14 protein-coding genes are annotated in these 18,789 nt (G+C 74.8%); 11 read left to right on the forward strand and 3 right to left on the reverse strand.

Features of this window, described 5'->3' with window-relative positions; genetic code table 11:
* The first annotated feature begins 147 nt into the window (after positions 1 to 147).
* From GA0070620_RS29620 to GA0070620_RS29640, 5 genes are all read left to right on the forward strand, one after another.
* On the forward strand, positions 148 to 1,497 hold the full coding sequence (locus tag GA0070620_RS29620; RefSeq protein ID WP_091596326.1) for a glutamine synthetase family protein: 1,350 nt from the start codon (positions 148 to 150) through the stop codon (positions 1,495 to 1,497).
* 114 nt (positions 1,498 to 1,611) lie between these two features.
* Complete coding sequence (locus GA0070620_RS29625; RefSeq protein WP_091596329.1) at positions 1,612 to 2,037, forward strand: DUF350 domain-containing protein; 426 nt, start codon at positions 1,612 to 1,614, stop codon at positions 2,035 to 2,037.
* Between the two features lie 36 nt (positions 2,038 to 2,073).
* Positions 2,074 to 2,769, forward strand: coding sequence for a helix-turn-helix transcriptional regulator (locus GA0070620_RS29630; protein ID WP_091596331.1), 696 nt, complete (start codon positions 2,074 to 2,076; stop codon positions 2,767 to 2,769).
* 154 nt (positions 2,770 to 2,923) lie between these two features.
* Positions 2,924 to 6,274: an NACHT domain-containing protein gene (locus tag GA0070620_RS34100; protein ID WP_091596333.1), complete on the forward strand. Its 3,351-nt coding sequence runs from the start codon at positions 2,924 to 2,926 to the stop codon at positions 6,272 to 6,274.
* Positions 6,275 to 6,318: 44 nt separating this feature from the next.
* Positions 6,319 to 6,693, forward strand: a complete 375-nt coding sequence (locus tag GA0070620_RS29640; protein ID WP_091596335.1) for a VOC family protein — start codon at positions 6,319 to 6,321, stop codon at positions 6,691 to 6,693.
* 115 nt (positions 6,694 to 6,808) lie between these two features.
* On the opposite strand, the gene GA0070620_RS29645 is transcribed toward GA0070620_RS29640, so the two are convergent.
* Positions 6,809 to 7,294 (reverse strand): hypothetical protein, encoded by a 486-nt coding sequence (locus tag GA0070620_RS29645; protein ID WP_091596337.1) that lies wholly within the window; start codon positions 7,292 to 7,294, stop codon positions 6,809 to 6,811.
* Between the two features lie 237 nt (positions 7,295 to 7,531).
* On the opposite strand from GA0070620_RS29645, the gene GA0070620_RS29650 reads away from it, so the two are divergent.
* Positions 7,532 to 8,413, forward strand: a complete 882-nt coding sequence (locus GA0070620_RS29650; protein ID WP_091596339.1) for a Vgb family protein — start codon at positions 7,532 to 7,534, stop codon at positions 8,411 to 8,413.
* Between the two features lie 79 nt (positions 8,414 to 8,492).
* Here the strand turns inward: GA0070620_RS29650 and GA0070620_RS29655 are convergent, their stop codons facing one another.
* Together GA0070620_RS29655 and GA0070620_RS29660 are read right to left on the reverse strand one after the other, a co-directional pair.
* A complete protein-coding gene (locus GA0070620_RS29655) occupies positions 8,493 to 9,431 on the reverse strand; it encodes a S66 peptidase family protein (RefSeq protein ID WP_091599577.1) in 939 nt (312 codons plus the stop codon).
* An 83-nt stretch (positions 9,432 to 9,514) separates the two neighbouring features.
* Entirely contained in the window at positions 9,515 to 10,825 is a 1,311-nt protein-coding gene (locus GA0070620_RS29660; protein WP_231922016.1) for an MFS transporter, read from the reverse strand.
* A gap of 128 nt (positions 10,826 to 10,953) precedes the next feature.
* On the opposite strand from GA0070620_RS29660, the gene GA0070620_RS29665 reads away from it, so the two are divergent.
* The 5 genes from GA0070620_RS29665 to mptB all read left to right on the forward strand — a co-directional run bounded on the left by GA0070620_RS29665 (position 10,954) and on the right by mptB (position 18,780).
* On the forward strand, positions 10,954 to 11,907 hold the full coding sequence (locus tag GA0070620_RS29665) for a LysR family transcriptional regulator (RefSeq protein ID WP_091596343.1): 954 nt from the start codon (positions 10,954 to 10,956) through the stop codon (positions 11,905 to 11,907).
* 34 nt (positions 11,908 to 11,941) lie between these two features.
* Positions 11,942 to 12,709 carry a type 1 glutamine amidotransferase gene (locus GA0070620_RS29670; RefSeq protein ID WP_091596345.1) on the forward strand — a complete coding sequence of 256 codons (768 nt, stop codon included), beginning with the start codon at positions 11,942 to 11,944 and terminating at the stop codon, positions 12,707 to 12,709.
* Positions 12,709 to 15,744 (forward strand): bifunctional [glutamine synthetase] adenylyltransferase/[glutamine synthetase]-adenylyl-L-tyrosine phosphorylase, encoded by a 3,036-nt coding sequence (locus tag GA0070620_RS29675; RefSeq protein WP_091599580.1) that lies wholly within the window; start codon positions 12,709 to 12,711, stop codon positions 15,742 to 15,744. Before GA0070620_RS29670 ends, GA0070620_RS29675 begins: the two co-directional genes overlap by 1 nt.
* A gap of 37 nt (positions 15,745 to 15,781) precedes the next feature.
* Positions 15,782 to 17,311: a hypothetical protein gene (locus GA0070620_RS29680; protein WP_231922017.1), complete on the forward strand. Its 1,530-nt coding sequence runs from the start codon at positions 15,782 to 15,784 to the stop codon at positions 17,309 to 17,311.
* Between the two features lie 68 nt (positions 17,312 to 17,379).
* Positions 17,380 to 18,780 (forward strand): polyprenol phosphomannose-dependent alpha 1,6 mannosyltransferase MptB, encoded by a 1,401-nt coding sequence (gene mptB, locus GA0070620_RS29685; RefSeq protein WP_172836528.1) that lies wholly within the window; start codon positions 17,380 to 17,382, stop codon positions 18,778 to 18,780.
* Positions 18,781 to 18,789: the final 9 nt, after the last annotated feature.

Raw genomic sequence — 18,789 nt, forward strand, 5'->3', positions numbered from 1 at the left:
CTCGCTGCCCGCGCCACGGAGGGCGGGACACCGCAGGACGGCCCCCCGGCGGTCGCGTAACGTCGGCGTAACCAGGCCCGTGGAGACTGGTCGGTCAGGCCGCTCCGGCCCGACCGGCCGCGGGGAAATGTGTCACGAGGGGTGGAAGTGGACCGTCAGCAGGAGTTCGTCCTCCGCACGCTGGAAGAGCGGGACATCCGGTTCGTCCGGCTGTGGTTCACGGACGTGCTCGGCACGCTCAAGAGCGTCTCCGTGGCGCCGGCCGAGTTGGAGGCCGCGTTCGAGGAGGGCATCGGCTTCGACGGCTCGGCGATCGAGGGCTTCGCGCGGATCTTCGAGTCGGACATGGTCGCCATGCCGGACCCGACCACCTTCCAGGTCTTCCCGTTCGAGGGCGGGGTCAGCGGCGAGAGCGCCCGGATGTTCTGCGACATCCTGCTTCCCGACGGCAGCCCGTCCTGGGCCGACCCGCGGCACGTGCTGCGCCGTGCGCTGTCGAAGGCCGCCGACAAGGGCTTCACCTTCTACACCCACCCCGAGATCGAGTTCTTCCTGCTGGAGAACGGCCCGATGGACGGCTCGCTGCCGATCCCGGTCGACACCGGCGGCTACTTCGAGCACACCACGCACGCGGTGGCGCGGGACTTCCGGCGCCAGGCGGTGTTGGCGCTGGAGCGGATCGGCATCTCGGTGGAGTTCAGCCACCACGAGGTCGCGCCCGGGCAGCAGGAGATCGACCTGCGCTACGCGGACGCCCTCACCACCGCCGACAACATCATGACCTTCCGGCACGTGGTCAAGGAGGTGGCCCTCTCCACCGGTGTGCAGGCCACCTTCATGCCGAAGCCCTTCACCGACCAGCCGGGTAGCGGGATGCACACCCACCTCTCGCTGTTCGAGGGGGAGCGCAACGCGTTCCACGACGGCGGCGACCCGATGAAGCTCTCCAAGGTCGCCCGGTCCTTCATCGCCGGCCTGCTGACCCACGCCCGCGAGTACACGGCGGTCACCAACCAGTGGGTCAACTCGTACAAGCGGCTCTTCCCGCAGCACCTGCCGGACCGCATCACGGAGAGCCCGGCGTACGTCTGCTGGGGTCACCTCAACCGGTCGGCTCTGGTCCGGGTGCCCGCGTACGGCAAGCCGAACTCGGCCCGGGTCGAGGTCCGCTCGCTGGACTCGGCGACCAACCCGTACCTCGCCTTCGCGGTGCTGCTCGGCGCCGGCCTGAAGGGCATCGAGGAGGGCTACGAGCTGCCGCCGGGCGCCGAGGACGACGTCTGGTCGCTGACCAGCGCGGAACGGCGCGCCATGGGCTACGAGGCGCTGCCCGAGAACCTCGCCGAGGCGATCGACGTGATGGCCGAGTCCGAGCTGGTCGCCGAGGTGCTCGGCGAGCACGTCTTCGACTTCTTCCTGCGCAACAAGCGCGCCGAGTGGGAGCAGTACCGCCGCGAGGTCACCCCGTACGAGCGGCAGCGCTACCTGTCCCTCTAAGGGTTCGTCCCGCCGGCGGCCCCACGCGGGGCTGCCGGCGGTGGCGCACTGCCGCTATCGTCTCGATCACCGCGCCGGCACCCCCGCCGGGCGGAGGAGGTCGGGAGGCAGTCGGTGCTGGAGGATCTGCTCAGCGGGGCCTGGCAGAGCATCGTGTTCGGAGTCGTCGGGGTCGCCCTGCTGGCCGCCGGGTTCGTGCTGGTCGACCTGCTCACACCCGGCAAGCTGCGAGAGCTGATCTGGGTGCAGCGCAACCGCAACGCGGGCCTGCTGCTCGCCGCCAACCAGCTCGGCGTCGCGGCGATCGTGTTCACCGCGATCCTGACCAGCTACAGCGACTTCGCCAAGGGGCTCGCCTCCACGGTGCTCTTCGGGCTGCTCGGGCTGGGGATCATGGCGTTGGCGTTCTTCGTCCTCGACCTGCTCACGCCGGGCCGGCTGGGCGAGATCATCTGCACCGACGAGCCGCACCCGGCGGCCCGGGTCAGCGCCGCCACCCACTTCGGCGCCGCGCTGATCGTCTGCGCCAGCATCGCCTGAGCGGTTCCGTCGTACCCCGGACGTAGGTTGCGGGGTGTGAACCGGACGGATCGCCTCTACGCCCTGGTCGAGGAGTTGCGGGCGGTCTCGCCGCGGCCGCGCAGCGCCCGGTGGCTGGCCGACCGCTTCGAGGTCAGCAGCCGCACCATCGAACGTGACATCGGGGCGTTGCAGCAGACCGGTGTGCCGATCTGGGCGGAGCCGGGCCGCACCGGCGGCTACGTGCTCGACCGCGCCCGCACGCTGCCGCCGGTCAACCTCACCGCCGGCGAGGCGGTCGCGATGGCGTTGGCCCTGCACCGGCTGCGCGGCACACCGTTCGCCGTCGCGGCCGGCACCGCGCTGCGCAAACTCGTCGCCGTCATGCCGCCGGCCGACGTCGCGGAGGCGCACCGGCTGGCCGGCCGGGTGCACCTCATCGGCGACGGGCCGGTGACACCCGTCCCGGCCTCCGTCGCCGACGCGGTCGCCGCGCGGCGCGTCCTGCGCATCGCGTACGCGGACCGCGACGGCGCCGACTCGACGCGCGACGTGGAGCCGCTGGGCTACCTCGGCAACTCCCGCCACTGGTACCTGCTGGCCTGGTGTCGGCTGCGCGGCGGCGTCCGCGCCTTCCGCACCGACCGGATCCGGACCGTGACCCCGTTGGCCGAGCGGGTGCCCGAGCGAGACTTGGCCGTCGACGAGCTCGACATCCCACGGGAGCGGGTCCACCGGCTCAGCCTCGTCTGAGCACGACGGCCCGGCCAGCCGGCGCCGCTCCTGCCGTGCGGGCCGCGGGGCAGGAGCGAGATCGGGGGAGGTGACGTCCGGTCCGGCCGCGTCGGGGCAGCGCCCCGGCCGCCCGAACGGGCATCCTGGAGGCTCCGACGCGAGGGGAGCGCCCGTGCCCGACGCACTCGGCTACGCCGACGCCGTACGCCTCCTGGGCGGTGAGCAGAGCCGCCTCGTCGACCGGTTCGACAAGCTGACCACCGGCGCACTGCTGGTCGCCGCCGTGCCGGTGCCGGCGCTGCTCGGCATCTTCGACGCCCGGGCGGAGTTCGTCCGGCTCGGCCACGAGCTCGTGCGCGGAGCGTCCGAGAAGCGGTCCGGGCTGTCACGCTACGGGCGGACGCAGCGCCTGGCGGCGGCGCACGCGGTCATCGCGGTGACCGCCTTCTTCGAGCAGCTGGGCGAGCTGGACCTGCCCTTCGACGTCGGCGGGCTGAAGATCGGCCGGTCCGAGCAGCTGGGCATGGCCGGTGCCCGGCCGGCGGACGATCTCACGGCCGCCCTGTTCTCGACGGGCGCCCCGGTTCCGGGCCCGCACCTGCCCTATCCCGAGCTGCGGTCGGCCCTCGTCGGATACTACGAGACGCTGGTGACGACCTTCCTCTCGTTCCTGCGCGGGCTGGCGATCGCCGACACGCTGTACGACCGCCGGTGGCGCGCGACCGAGCAGGCGCTGGCCCGGCTTCCGCTCTCGGCCGCCGACCGGCACCGCGACCTGCTCACCCGCCTCGCCGCCGACTTTCCCGAGGTGTCGCTCTGGCTCCAGCTGGACGCGCACGAGGCGACCCGGCAGGAGGTCCACCGGCTGTCCCTCGGGCTAGCCGAGATGCGTCGTACGCTGCGCGACCTCTCCACCGGGCGGGCGCCGGACGCGCGGCGCCAGGCCCTCGGGGCCGCCTACGCCGCCGAGCTGCGCCGGCCGGTCATCCCCTCCGGGGACGTGCCGGCGGGCCTCAGCGTGCCGACCCTCGGCGAGGCGTACGTGCCGCCGCTGTGCCGGATCGCGGAGCTGGGGCCGGACGCGCGGCCCAGCGAGGAGCGCTGGTGGGCGCATCGACCGGTTCGTGACGACCTGTGGCAGTCCCTGGTCGTCCACCTCACCTCGTCCGGCGCCACCCGGGCGCCGCTGCTGGTGCTCGGCCAACCGGGGTCGGGCAAGTCGGTGCTGACCCGGGTCCTCGCGGCCCAACTGCCGGCGGCGGACTTCCTCGTGGTCCGGGTGACGCTCCGCGACGTCTACGCCGCCGGTGACCTTCAGGACCAGATCGAGCAGGCGGTCCGCAACGACACGGGGGAGCGGCTCGACTGGCCGACGCTGTCCCGCTCGGCGGGCGACGCGTTGCCGGTCGTCGTGCTCGACGGGTTCGACGAGCTGCTCCAGGCGACCGGGGTCAGCCAGACCGACTACCTGCGGCGGGTGGCCGCGTTCCAGCACCGCGAGGCCGACCAGAGCCGCCCCGTGGCCGTGCTGGTGACCAGCCGCACGAGCGTGGCCGACCGGGCCCAACCGCCGCCGGGCACCATCGCCATCCGGCTGGAGCCCTTCGACGAGGCGCGGGTCGGGGCCTGGGTGGAGACCTGGAACCGGGTCAACCGGGCCGCCTTCCGGGCACCCGGCGCCCGCCCGCTGGACCGGGAGATCGTGCTGTCGCACCGCGAGCTGGCCGAGCAGCCGCTGCTGCTGTTGATGCTCGCGCTCTACGACGCCGAGGGCGGTGACCTGCGGGAGGCCGGTGAGCTGCGCCGCGGTGACCTCTACGAGCGGCTGTTGCGGCGCTTCGCCCGCCGGGAGGTGGTCAAGCAGCGCGACGGCCTGCCCGAGCCGGAGCTGGACCGGGCCGTCGAGGAGGAGCTCCGCCGGCTCGCCGTGGTGGCGTTCGCGATGTTCAACCGGGGCGTCCAGTGGGTCACCACCACCGAACTGGACGGTGACCTCGCGGCGTTGCCCCTGGCCGGGGCGCCGGCCCGCGAGCGGTCGGGGCTCCGGACGCCGCTTGCGCCCGCCGAGGTGGTGCTGGGCCGGTTCTTCTTCATCCACCGCTCCCGCGCCTCGTCCGACGAGCGTCGGCGCGAGACGTACGAGTTCCTGCACGCCACGTTCGGCGAGTACCTGGTGGCCCGGCTGACCGTGCAGGTAGTGGACGACCTGGTCGCCCGCGACGCCGCCGCCAGCCTGTCGTGGGGCGGCGGGCCGCTCGACGACGATCTGCTGCACGCGCTGCTCTCGTACGCGGTGTTGAGCACCCGGTCCACCGTGCTCGCGTTCCTCGGCGAGTGGCTGGCGGGGCGGGCCGTCGAGCAGCGCGACGCCTGGTTCGACCTCCTGCTGCGACTGTTCCGGGAGGTCCCCTACGCCGCGGGGGCGCGCCGGTTCGACGACTACCGTCCGCGGCGGCTGCGGGTGCCCGCCCGGTACGCCGCGTACGGCGCCAACCTGCTGCTGCTCGTCCTGGCCGCGGGGGGCATGGTGACCAGCCGGCAGCTGTTCCCCGAGGCGGCCGACCCGGTGGCCGAGTGGCGGGCGCAGGTGGGGCTCTGGCGTGCCCAGCTCGACCCGGAGGAGTGGAAGAGTCTCAGTGACCTGCTGGCGCTGGAGCGACTCGGTGCGGGCGGCGCGCGGGACATCCGGCTGTGGACGCACTACCGGCTCGGGGCTCCACCGGAGACCGACGTGCCGTGGCTGCTGGGACTTCCGCCCGGCCGCCCGGGCAGCGGCTGGGGCCTGTCGGGCGACACTCTGGCCCGTCTGCGGCGGAACGCCCACCTGACCTGCGACGTGGACTCCGGCGTCGTGGTGCACGCCGTCGAGCCGCTGTTCGACAAGCTGGCGAGCGCGCTCGGCGTCTTCTCCACCGGTACGGGTGCGCCCGCCTCGGCGGCTCGGGCGCTGGTGGACGCCTGGCTGCTGCCCCTGCGGGCGGCGACGGAGCGGGAACGACGCGAGGTTTACCTGCGCTGTGCGCGGCTGGTGACCGACGTGTCCGGGGTGGTGCCGGAGTGGGACCGTGCGGCGTTCCTGCGGCTGCTGTTCGACCGCCTGGCCGCCGACCGGACGGCGTCGCCCGAACTGGTGGCCGAGGTGCTGTCCGCGTGCCAGGTCGAGCTGCTCAAGGAGCCGGCGACGAGATTCGCGCTGATGCGCTGTGCGCAGCGGGCGTTGGGCGCGAACGAGGTGACGGATCTGCGGCTCGCCCAGATCGTCAACCCGCTGATGCGCGACAACGCCGGCCAGTTCGACGTTCCGTTGGACGACGTGACCGCCTCCGTGCTGGCGCGGCTGCACGAGCGGGGGCTGGCGGAGCCGTTCCTCACCCCCGGACTGCTGGCCGGCTTCGAAGACCGCTACGGGAGGCAGCACCCCGACCTGGTGCGGCGGCTCGGCCCGCTGGTGCGCGATTTTGTGGGACAGCCCGGGAAACGCCGACAGGACGGTGTCGCCGACGCCGTCGAGGCTGGTTCCTGACGGCGCCGGTCGACCGGCCGGCGCGTGGAACGGGAGGCCGTCACATGACCATCAGCAATGCCGTCACCTGGTTCGAGATCGGCGCCGAGCGGCCGGACGAGGCGCAGCGGTTCTACGGTGACCTGTTCGGCTGGACGTTCACCGAGGCGGGCGCCGGCGGGGTGTCGTACCGGACGACCGAGGGTGGCGCCGGCCAGGGGATCGGCGGGGCGATCCGCGGCACGGGCGAGGGCGGCCCGCGCTACGCGACCTTCTTCGTGGAGGTGCCCGACGTCGCCGAGACCATCCGGCGTGCCGAGGCGGCCGGCGGAAAGGTGCACGTGCCGGCGAAGACCAACGCCGCCGGGCTCACCTTCGCCCACCTGCTCGACCCGGCCGGCAACCACATCGGCGTCTTCTCGCCCCCGCCGGCCGCCTGATCGACTCCACGGGGGCGACGTGACGGGGTACGGCGGAGTCCGACCCCGGCACGTGGCCCCACCGGGGTTGACCATGCGGCGGCCCCGCCCGCGGTAGGGCGGGGCCGCCGGCGGCTCACTTGCCGGTCGTACCGTCCGGGGCGCCGTGGCCGCCCCAGCCGCCGCGGTGGCCGGGTCCGCCGAACCCGCCGGGGAAGACACCGGCCTCGACGGCCTTGGTGATCGCGTCGGCCTGCTCCTGGGTGAGCTTGCCGTCCTTGACCGCCTGGTCCAGCCGCTCCTTGAGCTTCGCCTGCCGGTCCTCGGCGGACGGGCGCGCCGGCCGGTCGCCCTGTCGGTCGGCCTTGTGCTGCTCGCGCACCTTCTCCAGGGCGGCGGTCACCTTGTCGGTGGGGACGCCCAGCTCCTTCGCGAGCGCCTCGGCGAACTCCGACTGGCGGTCGGCCCTCTTCTGCTGCTGACCGCTGTCGGCGCTGGCGCTCGGCGTCGGCGTGCCCCCGTCGGCCGCGAACGCCATCGTCGGCGCCGCGATCCCGACGCCCAGCACACCCGCCGTGGCCAGGCCGGCCAACAGGTGCTTCTTCCTGATCGTGCGGGACATGCTTCCTCCAGCTCGTGGGTTGGTGGTGCGGTGACATCACCGACGGTGACGAGTCAGGCTGGGCGGGACCCGTGGCGAAGCTGTCAGCGAGCTGGAAATCCAACCGTCGGACCGGACAAACCGGTTGCTCGGGCGCAGCGGGACGGGCAGGGTTGACCGTCGGCCGGGCCGGACGGGCCGCGTACGCCGGTGGCCGCCGGCACGACCCGTGACCGTCGACGGAGAGAGGCAGGCAGCGTGACTCACCCTCGGATCCGGGAGATCCCGGTGGCCGAGAGCGGCGCCGGGCCGTACGGCATCGCGGTCGGGCCCGACGGCGCGCTCTGGCTGACGCTGGTCCACGCCGGCGGCATCGCCCGCGTCGGCGCGGACGGCGACGTGCGGACCTGGTCGCTGGACGCGCCGGACAGCCGACCCCTGATCATCACGCCCGGGCCGGACGGCGCGCTGTGGTTCAGCCGCTCCGGTGACGACCGGCTCGGCCGGATCGCCACCGACGGCGGGCTCAGCGCCGTCACGCTTCCGGCCGGCACCGGCCCGTGCGGCGTCGTCACCGGTGCCGACGGTGCCCTCTGGTACGCCGGGATGAACTCCGACACGGTCGGCCGGGTCACGCCCGACGGCGCGGTGACAACGTTCCCGCTGCCGATGACCGGGGCGTTCGCCTCGATGCTCGCCGCCGGCCCGGACGCGGTGTGGTGCACCCTCAACCAGGCGAACGCGATCGCCCGGGTCGGGACGGACGGCAGCGTCGACGTGCGGCCGGTGCCAACCGAGCGCGCCGCGCCGGTCGGCATCACCGTCGCGGCCGACGGGGCCGTCTGGTTCGTGGAGATCGGTGCCGGTCAGCTCGGTCGGATCGCTCCGGACGGTCGGATCGACGAGTTCCCGCTGCCGGACCGCGCCGCCCGGCCGCACGCGATCGTCGCCGACCCCGCCGGCGGGGTCTGGTACACCGAGTGGGGCGCCAACCGGATCGGCCACGCCGACGCCGCCGGGTCGATCACCACGTTCGACCTGCCGACCGCGGGCTCCGAGCCGCACGGCCTCACGCTTGCCGCCGACGGCACGCTCTGGGCCGCCCTGGAGACCGGCCACGTGGCCCGCCTAACCCCCTAACCCCGACCCCCTCCGGCCTTACTCGTTGATCAAGAGGTTCGCGTCACGATCCGCCGCGATCCTGACGCGAACATCTTGATCAACGGGCAGGGGAGGGGGTCGGGGACGGGGAGGGGGACGGGGATGGGGATGGGGAGGGGGTGGGGCGGACGGCGGGCGCCACGGTTAGCGTTCCGGTCTCGGTGTCGAGGGTCGCCTCGGTGCCGACGGGCACGGTGAGCTGGCCGACGCCGTGCCCCACCGGCAGGCCGCCGAGCACCGGCACGCCCAGGTCGCCGAGGCGTTCGGTGAGCACGTCGGCGACGGTCACCGGCCAGCCGTCCGCGCAGTCGGTGAACTGCCCGACGGCCACCCCGGCGAGGCCGTCCAGCGCGCCGGCCCGACGCAGCTGGGTGAGCATCCGGTCCACCTTGTACGGAGGCTCCTGCACGTCCTCGATCAGCAGCACCGCCCCGGTCAGGTCCGGCATGTCCGGGGTGCCGAGCGTGGCGGCGATCAGGCAGAGGTTGCCGCCGAGGAGTGGACCGGTGGCGCGGCCCGGTACGCGGACGGCGAAGGTCTCCTCCTCGGGGACCGCGGCGACGGTCACCGGCTCGGTGGTCATCAGCGCGGCGTGCAGGGACTCGGCCGAGCGCGGTGGGGTGCGGTCGTCCAGCCACGCCGCGCCGGGCCCGTGCACGCTGGCCAGCCGCGCCCCGCGCCAGAGCGCGAACTGCAGGGCCGTGATGTCGGAGAAGCCGGCCACCACCTTCGGGTCCCGGCGGACCGCCGCCATGTCGATGTCGTCGACGACCCGCTGCGCCCCGTAGCCGCCCCGGGTGCAGATCACCCCGCGCACCTCGGGGTCGGCGAACGCCGCGTTCAGGTCGGCGGCGCGCAGGGCGTCCGCGCCGGCCAGGTAGCCCTGCCGGGCGTACGCGTTCGGCGCCAGCACCGGCCGCAGACCCCAACCGGTGAGCAGTTCCATGCCCCGGGCGACCCGCTCCGGCCGGGTCGGCCCGGACGGGGACACCAGCATCACCGTGTCGCCGGGACGCAGCGCGGGCGGGCGGACGGCGGTCGACGGGGCGGGTGCGGTGTGGTCGGGCACAGCGGCTGAGCCTAGTTGTCCGAGGCCAGGACGTTGCCGCCGGAGGCCAGGGCGTTGCCGCCGGAGGGCGGTGCGTCGCCGGTCGGGGCTGGGACGGCGCCACCACGCCGGACCGGCTCGGGGTGGGACGGGTCTGTTCGTCGGGGCAGCAGGAGCGGGGTGGCGAGCAGGAGGACGCCGGAGACGGTGATCGCGGCGAGCGGGCCGATGAGGGCGGCGAGGACGCCCCAGACCATCGTGAGAGCGGCCTGGACGAGTCTGCCGGCGACGCTCCACGCGGTGAGGACCTGGGCGGCCTGGTCCGGGGGAGTCCGTCGTAGGCGTTCGGTGGCGTAGATCGGGTTGAAGACGCCCATGCAGGTGATCAACAGGGCCTCGACCACGATCACGGTGAGCAGTCCGGTGACACCGGGCCGGACGAACGCGAGACCGAGCGGGAAGATCGACCGCAGCCAGCCAGAGACGACCATGACGCGGCGCCGCCCGTGACGCGCCGCGAGGCGGGCGGAGAGGCGGGCCCCCACCAAGCCGCCGAGTGCCGGGACGCCGAAGGCGAGGCCGTACTGCCACGCGGGGAAGTGGTACTCGCCCAGCAGCAGGACGGCCAGCAGCGGGACGGTGGCCGTGATCAGGCCGCCGACCAGGACCGAGTTGAGGAACAGGCGCCGCAGTACGTGGTCGTGGCCGATGAACCGCCAGCCGCCGAGGAGGGCCGCCCCGCGTACCCTGGTGGCCGGGTCGCGGGGTGCCGCGACGTCGTCCCCGCGGATGCGGAGGATGCCGAGCGCGGACAGCAGGTAGCTGACGGCGTTGGCCGTGACGGTGACGACCGGCCCGAGCAGGCCGACGAGTGCGCCGCCGAGCGGCGGTCCGGCGGCGGTCGCCACCCAGGTCGTGCCCTCGAACCTCCCGTTCGCGATCAGCAGGTGGTCGCCGTGGACGAGGTGCTTCAGGTACGCGCCGGACGCGGCGCTGAAGGCGATGCCCGCCGCTCCGGAGACGACCGAGACGACGAGCAGGTGGCCGTACGACAGCAGGCCGAGGGCGTACGCGACCGGGACGCTCGCGGTGGCGAGGAACCGGGTCAGGTCCATCGTGATCATCACCGGTCGCTTGGGGCGGTGCGCGACCCACGGCCCGAGCGGGAAAGCGACGATCGCCGCGACGGCGAGCCCGGCCGCCTCCAGGAGCGACACCGCGAACGCCGACGAGTGCAGCACGCGAACCGCGAGGAGCGGGAACGCGCCGAAGGCGATCCACGTGCCGTACGTGCTGACGGCGTAGGCCGACCACAGCCAGCCGAAGCCGGACCCCAGTTTCACGCGCACCCGACTCCTCCGCCACGACCGATGAACGGGTCGCCGCATCACATCGGCTGCCCACCGGCGGGATCAAACAACCGCCGGCCGGCGAGCCACAACGTTCGGTTGGGCGCCCCTAGGCTGGGCCGGTGGATACCGAGGCGGTGCGGTCGTTCGTCCGGGCGGCCGAGCTCGGCCAGCTGCGACACGCGGCGGACGAGTTGGGCGTGACCCAGCAGGCGGTGTCGAAGCGGGTCGCCGCTCTGGAACGCGAGCTGGAGGTCCGCCTGTTCACCCGCAGCGCCCGAGGCGTCGAGCTGACGCTGGACGGCCAGGCGTTCCTGCCGCACGCGCGGAGCATCGTCGCGGGTGCCGACCGCGCCGTCAGCGCGGTCCGGCCGGGCTCGCGGGCCCTGCGGATCGACGTCCTCGGCCTGCGGAGCGCACAGGCCGTCGTCCTGCACGACTACTGGCGGTCGCATCCCGGGACCGACCTCGACGTGGTGACCCTCCGGGTCGACGACCCCACCGAGGTGGCCGCCGCCGTCCAGGCCGGCGACGTCGACGCCGCGTTCCGCAGCGTCACCGACCCGGCCGCGCTGCCCCCCGACGTGCGGATGGTCCACGCCTTCGACTCGCCGCTGGAACTCCTCGTCGGTCCCCGGCATCCGCTCGCCTCCGCGCGGACCCTGACGCCGTCCCAGCTGCGCGAGCGTCGGATCTGGGTGCCGGGCATCGTGCCCCGGAGCGAATGGGCGGACTTCTACGACCAGCTCGCCACCGACTTCGACCTCCGCATCGACGCGGCCGGCCCGAACTTCGGCGACGAGGTGCTGCTCGACGCGCTCGCGGCCTCCGCCGACGTGGCCACCCTCGTCGGCGCCCGCGACCGGTACCTCTGGCCCACGAGCCACGGCCTGCGCCGCATCCCGATCGTGGACCCGGTGCTCGCCTACCCGCTCTCCCTCATGTTTCCCAGGACGAGTCCGCATCCGGGGCTTCGGGCGGTCGTCGACCACCTGGCGAGCCTGGCACCGCTGCCCGGAACGGTCTGGCGTCCGTCCTGGGCGCCGGCACCCCGGCACGCCCGGCGGAGCCACTGAGGGACGCGGGCCGCCACCGGATAGCCTCGACGGCGTGGCAACCGCGTTGGTGATCGAGAACGACCCGACCGACGACCTTCGCCGGCTGGGCGAGTGGCTCACGGAGGCCGGCCTGGAGCTGTGGGTCGTACGCCCGCACGCCGGTGACGAGCTCCCCGCCGACCTGGAGGGCTACGCGGCGCTGGTGGTGCTCGGCGGCGAACAGCAGGCGTACCCGCTGGCGGACGGCTCGCCCGGCGCACCCTGGTTCCCGGCGGTGGAGGGGCTGCTGCGCAAGGCCGTACGGCACCGGGTGCCCACCCTGGCCATCTGTCTCGGCGCGCAGCTGCTGGCGACCGCGCACGCCGGGCAGGTCGAGCGCAGCCCGTCCGGGCCGGAGGTGGGGCCGGCGGTGGTGGGCCGGCGGGACGCGGCCGAGGCCGACCCGCTGTTCCGGTACGTGCCGCTGATCCCGGACGTGTTCCAGTGGCACTCGGACGAGATCACCGAGCTGCCGCGCGGCGCGACGCTGCTCGCCGCCTCCACCCGCTATCCGCACCAGGCGTTCCGCCTCGGTGACCGGGCCTGGGGGCTCCAGTTCCACATCGAGTGCGACACCGCCATGATCGCGGAGTGGGCCGCCGACTCCACGGTCCTCGCCGAGCTGGGTTACGACCCGGAGGTGGTGGTGGCCGCCTGCGCCGCGGTGATGGTCGACGTCGAGGAGGTCTGGCAGCCGTTCGCCGCCCGGTTCGCCGCGTTGGCCCTCGGAGAGCTGGACGAGGGCGCCGCCCGTCGCAGCCTGCCGTTGCTCGGGCAGTGATGAGCCGGCCGACCAGCGCACCCGGGCGGCTCGCCCGGTACGGTTTCGGCACCGCGCAGGGCGACGGCGGCGCCCGGGCCGCCGACCTGCTCGGCCCGGACGGCCTGGGCCTGTGGCGGCCCGACGTCCAGGAGCCGACGGACGACCGCGCCCGCGAGCTGCTCTCGGCGCTGTCCCGGGCGGCGGACCCCGACCTGGCGCTGCGCCAGCTGCACCGGATCGTCGAGGCGGAACGCCGGAGCGGGGAGCCCGCCTCGGCGCTGCTGGACGCGTTGCACGACGACCCCGGGCTGCGCCGGCGGCTGGTCGCCGTGCTCGGCGCCTCCTCGGCGCTCGGCGACCACCTGGTCGCCAACCCGGACCACTGGACCGTCCTGCGGACCACCCCGGACGGCTGTGCCCCGGCCGCCGAGGGGCGCCTCGAACCGGCCGCGGGCGGGGAGTCCGCCGGCAACGCGGTCGCGGCGCTGCGTCAGGCGTACCGGTTGGCGTTGCTGCGGATCGCGGCTGCCGACCTGACCGGCGGCCGTGGCCTGGAGCAGACCATGGGGGCGCTGTCGGCGCTGGCCGACGCCACGCTCGCCGAGGCGTACGCGATCGCCGTCGGCGAGCTGCCGGAGGGCACGCCCCGGCCCCGACTGGCCGTGGTGGCGATGGGTAAGTGCGGCGGGGACGAGCTGAACTACGTGTCCGACGTGGACGTCATCTTCGTCGCCGCCGAGGACGACGACCTGGCGGCGGCCACCACGATCGCCACCCGGCTGATCCACGTCTGCGGGCTGGTCGCCTGGCCGGTGGACGCGGCGCTGCGCCCGGAGGGGAACCGCGGGCCGCTGGTGCGGACCCTCGCCAGCCACGTCGCCTACTACCGCCGGTGGGCGCGCACCTGGGAGTTCCAGGCGCTGCTGAAGGCCCGACCGGCCGCCGGCGACCTGGCGCTCGGCCAGGAGTGGATCGACCAGCTGGCCCCGCTGGTGTGGCGTGCCGCGGAGCGGCCGGAGGCGGTCGAGGACGTCCGGGCCATGCGCCGCAAGATCATCGACAACATCCCGCCGAAGGAGCTGGAACGCGAGATCAAACGCGGGCCGGGCGGCCTGCGGGACATCGAGTTCGCCGTCCAGCTGCTGCAACTGGTGCACGGCCGTGGCGACGAGACGCTGCGGGCGCCGGGCACCCTGCCGGCGCTGCGGGCCCTGGTCGTCGGCGGGTACGTCGGCCGGGCCGACGGTGAGGCGCTGCTGCGCGGCTACCGCTTCCTGCGGACCGTCGAGCACCGGTTGCAGTTGCAGGGCCTGCGCCGCACCCACACCGTTCCCACCGAGCCGGCCGCGCTGCGCTGGCTCGCCGCCGCGCTCGGCTACACGGCCACCCCGGGGCGCAGCGCCGTCGAGGAGTTCCGCGCCGAGTGGGTCACCCACGCCTCCGAGGTACGCCGGCTGCACGCCAAGCTGCTCTACCGGCCGCTGCTGGAGTCGGTGGCCCGGGTGCCCGCCGACGGGCTGCGACTCACCCCGGAGGCGGCGCGGCACCGGCTGGAGATCCTCGGCTTCGCCGACCCGGCCGGCGCGCTGCGCCACCTCCAGGCGCTCACCGGCGGCGTGAGCCGCACCGCGGCGATCCAACGCACCCTGCTGCCGGTGCTGCTCAGCGAGTTCGCCGACGCCCCCGAGCCGGACCGGGGCCTGCTCAACTACCGGCAGGTGTCCGACAAGCTCGGCGGCACCCCCTGGTACCTGCGGCTGCTGCGGGACTCCGGCCCGGTCGCCCGCCGGCTGGCCCGGGTGCTCTCGTCATCGCGCTACGCCGCGGACCTGCTGGCCCGCGAACCGGAGGCGCTGCGGCTGCTGGCCGAGGAGAACGAGCTGGTGGCCCGCCCGCGGGAGGTACTCCACGAGGGGTTCACCGCGGCGGCGAGCCGGCACGCCGACCGCGTGGAGGCGACCCGGGCGGTACGCGCGCTGCGCCGCCGGGAACTCGTCCGGATCGCCTGCGCCGACGTGCTGTGCCGCGCCGGCTCGCTGGCCCCGACCCCGTCCCCGGCCCGCGCCGACGGCACCGACTCCGGCGTCGTACCCGGGCTGGCCGACGTGCGGGCGGTGGGCACGGCGCTCGCCGACGTCACCGACGCCACGCTGGCCGCCGCGCTGCGCATCGCCCGGGCCGCCCAGCCGACGCCGCCGAAGCTGCGGTTCGCCATCATCGGCATGGGCCGGCTCGGCGGGTACGAGTCGAACTACCTCTCCGACGCCGACGTGCTGTTCGTCTACGACGCGCCGGCCGGGGTCGACGAGCGGACGGCCAGCGGCGCGGCCCACGGCATCGCCGAGGAGCTGCGGCGGCTGCTCGGCATGCCCGCCCCCGACCCGCCGCTCGGGGTGGACGCCGACCTGCGCCCGGAGGGTCGGCAGGGTCCGCTCGTGCGCAGCCTCGCCGCGTACGCGCAGTACTACGCGCGGTGGTCGCGGGTGTGGGAGGCGCAGGCGCTGCTGCGCGCCCGGTTCGTCTGCGGCGACGCCGACCTCGGCGACGAGTTCGTCGCGCTGGTCGACCCGGTGCGCTACCCGGCGGACGGGCTGACCCGCGAGCAGATCGTCGAGATCCGTCGGATCAAGGCGCGGGTGGAGAACGAGCGGCTGCCCCGCGGCGCCGACCCGGCCACCCACACCAAGCTGGGGCGGGGCGGGCTCGCCGACGTCGAGTGGGCCGTGCAGCTGCTCCAGCTGCGGCACGCCGGCACGGTGCCGACGCTGCGCGGCACGCGTACGCTCGACGCGCTCGCGGCCGCCCGGGACGCCGACCTGGTGGACCCGGCGGACGCCGCGGCGATGGCCGCCGGCTGGACCCTCGCCGCGCAGGTCCGCAACGCGCTGATGCTGGTGCGGGGGCGGGCCGGCGACCAGCTGCCCCGACACGGGGTGGAGCTGGCCGGCGTGGTACGACTGCTCGGTGCCGACGACCCGGGCGAGTTCCTCGACGAGTACCTGCGGACCGCTCGCCGGTCCCGGGCGGCGATGGAGCGGGTCTTCGACGCCTGACAGCCGCCGCACCCTGCTCGGCACCCTCGTCGCGTCGGTGCTGCTCGCCGGTGCGTTCCTGCTCGCGCCGCCGATGGGCACCGACCTCTCGGCGCAGGTGGCCCGCGCCCACTTCGCCGAGGAGAACGGGCTCGCGCCGGTCGACTTCTCCTGGTACGGCGGGGTCGCCCAGTTCGGCTACAGCCTCTACACCCAGCTCCTCGGCGCGGCGCTCGGCGTACGCCTGGTCGGCGCGATCGCGGCGGTCGGCGGCGCGGTGGCGTTGGCGTGGCTGCTGCTGCGCGGCGGCGCCCGCCGGCCGCTGCTCGGCGGGCTGCTCGGGGCCGTGGTGCTGGTGGGGAACCTGGTCAGCGGGCGGATCACCTTCGCCGTCGGCCTGACCCTGGGTCTGCTCGCGCTCTGCGCCGTCGCCGCCTCCCGCCCCCCGCGCTGGGCCCGCCTGGTGCTGGCCGGGGCGCTGGCGGTGCTCGCCACCTGGGGCAGCCCGGTCGCCGGCCTCTTCACCGGCCTCGCCGGGGGAGCGATGCTGCTCACCGACGGGTGGCGGGGGTGGCGGTCGCGTCCCCGGCCGAGGGCGGAGAGCCTGGTGCTCTGCCTGGCCCCGGTGCTGGCGATCGCACCGATGGCGCTGCTCTTCGGCAACGGTGGCCGGCAGCCGTTCACCGCCGAGTCGATGCGGATCAACGTCGCACTCGCGGTGCTGGTGCTCGCACTGGTGCCCGTCCGGGTGCTGCGGGTCGGCGCGGGCCTCACCGCGCTGCTCCTCGTGGCCGCCTACTACCTGCCCAGCCCCATCGGCTCGAACGCGCTGCGCCTGCCGATGCTGTTCGCGCTGCCGGTCGTCGCCGCGTTCGTCACGCTCGGCACCCGGTGGCTGGCCGCCCTGCTCGCCGTACTGGTGTGGTGGCAGTCGCCGGTGATGACCAGCGACCTGGCCCGGTCGGGGTCCGCCCCGGCGCACGCGGCCTTCTACCAGCCGCTGCTCGACGAACTGCACCGGCGGGCGCCGGTCGGCCGGGTCGAGGTGGTGCCGCTGCGGGACCACTGGGAGAGCGCGTACGTGGCGGCGGCGGTGCCGTTGGCCCGCGGCTGGGAGCGCCAGGTCGACGTCGAGCGCAACCCGCTCTTCTACGGCTCCGGGCCGAGCCCCGAGGACTACCGGGACTGGCTGCGCCGCAACGCGGTCAGCTTCGTGGCCGTGGCGCCGGACAGCCCACCCGACCGGTACGCGCGGGACGAGGCGGCGCTCGTGCTGGCCGGGCAGCCCTACCTGCGCGAGGTCGCCCAGCCTCCGGGCTGGCGGCTCTACCAGGTGATCGACCCGACGCCGCTGGTCGCCCCGCCGGGCCACCTGGTCGAGTCGACCGGCGCGGGCGTCGGGTTCACCGTCGACGCCCCGGGGGACGTGCTGGTCCGGGTGCGCTGGTCCCGCTGGCTGTCCCTGCGGGACGCGCCGGGCTGCCTCACCCCGGGACCGGACGGCTGGGCCACCGTGCGGGCCACCGCCGCCGGCCGGTACACCGTCACCAGCAGCCTGTTCCCGACCGGGCACTGCCGGTCGAACTGACGCGGGGCCGGCCCGTCGCCCGATGCCCACCTCCGGCACCTGACGGCCGTACTGGCAGCATGTCCCGCGTGCCTCACCACCTCGCGCGCTGGACCGGACTGGCGGGATCCGCGCTGCTGGCCGTCGCCGCCGCCCTCGGCGGAGCGCTGCCCCACGGAGACCTGCGACCGACCCCGCTGAGCGTCTGGCAGGGCCCGAACGGGCCGCTGATCATCCTCGGCTGGCTGGTGGGCACGGGCCTCCTGGCGTACGCCTGGTGGTCGCTGCGGGACGCGGACCTCCCGGTGCGGTGGGTGCTGGTCACCGTCGCGCTCTGGCTGCTGCCGCTGCTGTTCACGCCGCCGCTGGGCAGCCGCGACGTCTACGCGTACGCCTGTCAGGGCGCCAGCTACGCCGGTGGGATCAACCCGTACGAACAGGGCGCCAACGCCCTGCCCTGCCCGTGGCTGGACACCATGTCGTACATCTGGCGGGACACCCCCGCCCCGTACGGCCCGCTGTTCGTGGTGTTGTCCGGCGCGGTGGTGTCGGCGACCGGATCGCTGATCGGCAGCATCGCGCTGTTCCGCCTGCTTGCCGTGGCCGGCGTGGCGCTGACCGCGGCGGCCGTGCCGGTGCTGGCCCGCCGCTGCGGGGTGCCCGCCGGTCGGGCGCTGTGGCTGGCGCTGGCCAGCCCGCTGGTCGCGGTGCACCTGGTCGCCGGCGCGCACAACGACGCGATCATGGTCGGGCTGCTGGTCGCCGGCCTGGCGGTGGTGGCGTCCCGGCCCGGTCGCCCCGGGCCGCTGCTCGCCGGAGGCGTGCTGCTCGGGCTGGCCGCCGCGATCAAGGTGACCGCGCTGGTCGTGGTGCCGTTCGCGGCGCTGACCGCGATCGTCGGCGGGTACTCCGTCCGCGCGCTGATCCGCCACGGTGGCTGGGTGGTCGGCGGCGCGGTCGGGATCATGGTGGCGGTGACCGTCGCCGCCGGGCTCGACTTCGGCTGGATCAGCGGCCTCGAACAGGGCAACCTGGTCATCGCGTGGACGTCGCCGTCGACCGCCGTCGGGCAGACCGTCGGCTACCTGGGGCTGCCGTTCGGCTGGCACGGCGACGCGCTGCCGGTGACCCGGGCGATCGGCATGGCGGTCCTCGCCGTGCTGCTGGTCGGGCTCTGGTGGCGGGCCCGCACCCGCGAGCCGCTGCCCTACGCCGGTCTGGCGCTGGCCGCCACGGTGGCCCTCGCGCCGCTGTTCCACCCCTGGTACTGGACCTGGCCGCTGACCGTGCTCGCCGCCACCACGCCGCGCGTCCGGTGGGCGGTGCTGGTCGCGCTGGTGTCGTCGTTCCTGGTGCTCGCCGACGGCACGGGTCTGCCCCGATACACCAAGACCGTCGGCGCGCCGCTGATGACGCTGTTGGTGATCGTGGTGGTGGTCCGCTTGGTACGGTCGGCTCGGGCGGCCCGCCGGCCGGTCGCCGTGGAATGAGGGGGGGCG

Origin of the sequence: Micromonospora krabiensis (assembly GCF_900091425.1) — a bacterium.
In the GTDB taxonomy this organism is placed as follows: Bacteria; Actinomycetota; Actinomycetes; order Mycobacteriales; family Micromonosporaceae; genus Micromonospora; species Micromonospora krabiensis.